Raw genomic sequence first — 2,123 nt, forward strand, 5'->3', positions numbered from 1 at the left:
ATGGCAACCACGAAAGCCAAGACAGCAGAGATCACCAAAGAGTCGACAGAGACTTCGGAGCAACCAAACGGCAATACTCAAGTGAAGTTAAAGATGCCGTTGTGGGACTCAGATAAACAGCAGTCTTTCACGGTTGGTGATCTTTACCCGTGCTCAGAAAAAGAAGCGCAGCGCCTGATTGATAATGGCACGGCGGTAAAAGCCGATGCTTGATCTGGTTAGAGTCAAAAACCAGTGCAGTATCGATGACGACATTACCGACCATGACACCTTGCTTACGCTCTACCTATCAGCGGCTAAGAAATCTGTTGAGAACTATCTCAATCGGCCAGTTTACTGGACGCAAGAGGAAGTGCCAGCAGACCCAGAGCAAGTGCCAGAAAATGCCTTTGTGGCCAGAGAGGACACGGAGTTGGCGGTGTTGTTGTTAATAGGCCACTGGTTTGGACATCGAGAAGCGGTGACAGAAAGCAGCGTTAAAACACTTCCTTTAGGCGTCAGCTTTTTGTTGGATTTTGATCGAGACATCAATCTGTGAGGGCGTATGCAAGCCGGCAAACTCAACCAACGTGTAACCCTGTATCGTTCCGTTGAGGGCAAGAGCAACAGCGGTGCGCCTACGATCGAACTGGTAAAAGCAGCAACAGCATGGGCAGAGCTAATCACCAGTTCGAGTGACCAAACCGCCGTAAATAACCGCGAACAGACCCAGAACGGGTACCAGTGGCGATTACGTTGGCGTGAAAATATCGAGCCTGGTTACTGGATGCAGTGGCGAGGCCGCTGGATGAAAATCACAGGCGTGAACGATTCGGACCCTCGTCGCCAGGAACTTATCCTGGACGCTGACGCTAACCCGAAATCAACCCCGCCACCCATACAACCGGATCCTTGATTTACAGGAGTAAGCATTATGCAGCTTGACCGATGGGATGTGTCTGGTTTGAAAGAGTTGGAAAAAGCCCTGACCGATATTGGTGAAAAGGCCGGCTTGCGAACCTTGCGTAAAGCCAGCCGTCAAGCCATGGGCGGTGTTCAACTGGCCATGGCAATGGGGGCTGGTTATGACGCGGTTGGCGCTGATGGTGAGCACATGCGTGACAGCATCAAGATCACCACCAAAAAGATGGACAGCAAGCACGGCGGCAAAGATAACGCCTTGGCCACTCGTGTGGGTCCGTCGAAAAAGCACAGCCAGAAAGCGATTGCTCAGGAGTATGGCACCGCAAAGCAGGAACCAGACCCATTTATGCGTCCGTCTCTATTTGAGAACCGCCATCGTGTGGTGAATACGTTTCGCACGGTATTGGCTATCGAAATTCAAAAAGCGATCAAGAAGCAAGCCAAATGAACCTAGAACAAGCCTTAAACGCCTGGTTAACCACGTTAACTGGTCTGGATTGCTATTGGCTGAAGCGCCCCGAGAAAGCCGATAACGCAGTGGTTTATCGCTGTATTACACCTGGTGTTATTCCCGGAAACTTGCGAAAGACCGGAATCCGTGAAGACGTCTACAGCCTAACGGTGTACCACCATGACCCAGACGCCGGAAAACAATTGGCGAACGACATCGTGGATAAGCTGCACGAATTTAATGGGGTGTTAAACGAAGGAACCGCCAGTGGCTACCGAATACAGCTAGCCACGCTCAACGGCGGATTCGACCAATGGCTAGAAAACGAGATTAACCCTATTTATCAATTTAACCTGGATTTTGTCATTATCCATTAACGGGAGAAAACACCCATGCCAATCGCAGAACCTAGCACCTACGCCAAGTTACCCGCTGGCACCCGTATGCTTTACGGGGCTATCGCTGATGAAACCGCAGCACTAAAACTGCTTAAAGACGCCAACGCTGTAGGCGTTACTGGCCGTACGGCTGGCTTTGTTGAAGCGGATCGTCTAATCGATACCGAGCGCAAATACATAACTGACATGCCGGAAGGCCCAGACAAAGAATTTGTGTTCCTTGATGACCCAACCGACGCCGATTTACAAGCCTTTCTTGATCAGGCGGATGCCTACGACACAGTAAAAATCCGTCTTGAATTTCCCAACGGCCGGTGGGCTGACATGATTGTCGTTCTTGGCGGTTGGAGCCATCAAGAGCTGGATAAAGG

At 50.7% G+C, this 2,123-nt stretch carries 6 protein-coding genes; all 6 read left to right on the top strand.

What is annotated here, in order from left to right:
• Window positions 1–213 (top strand): hypothetical protein (locus R8N49_RS24465; RefSeq protein ID WP_318190139.1); only part of this gene is annotated, 213 nt, incomplete at its 5' end.
• Window positions 206–538: a head-tail connector protein gene (locus tag R8N49_RS24470; protein ID WP_238778097.1), complete on the top strand. Its 333-nt coding sequence runs from the start codon at window positions 206–208 to the stop codon at window positions 536–538. The genes R8N49_RS24465 and R8N49_RS24470, both read left to right, overlap by 8 nt.
• A gap of 6 nt (window positions 539–544) precedes the next feature.
• Window positions 545–895 (top strand): phage head closure protein, encoded by a 351-nt coding sequence (locus R8N49_RS24475; protein ID WP_318190140.1) that lies wholly within the window; start codon window positions 545–547, stop codon window positions 893–895.
• An 18-nt stretch (window positions 896–913) separates the two neighbouring features.
• Window positions 914–1,351, top strand: coding sequence for an HK97-gp10 family putative phage morphogenesis protein (locus tag R8N49_RS24480; RefSeq protein ID WP_318190141.1), 438 nt, complete (start codon window positions 914–916; stop codon window positions 1,349–1,351).
• The gene (locus R8N49_RS24485) at window positions 1,348–1,731 is read left to right on the top strand and encodes a hypothetical protein (RefSeq protein WP_318190142.1); all 384 of its coding nucleotides are present in this window, start codon (window positions 1,348–1,350) and stop codon (window positions 1,729–1,731) included. The genes R8N49_RS24480 and R8N49_RS24485 overlap by 4 nt, the downstream gene beginning before the upstream one ends.
• A gap of 15 nt (window positions 1,732–1,746) precedes the next feature.
• Window positions 1,747–2,123: phage tail protein (locus tag R8N49_RS24490; RefSeq protein WP_318190143.1), on the top strand; the 377-nt coding region annotated here is incomplete at its 3' end.

Source organism: Vibrio sp. 1978, assembly GCF_033344345.1.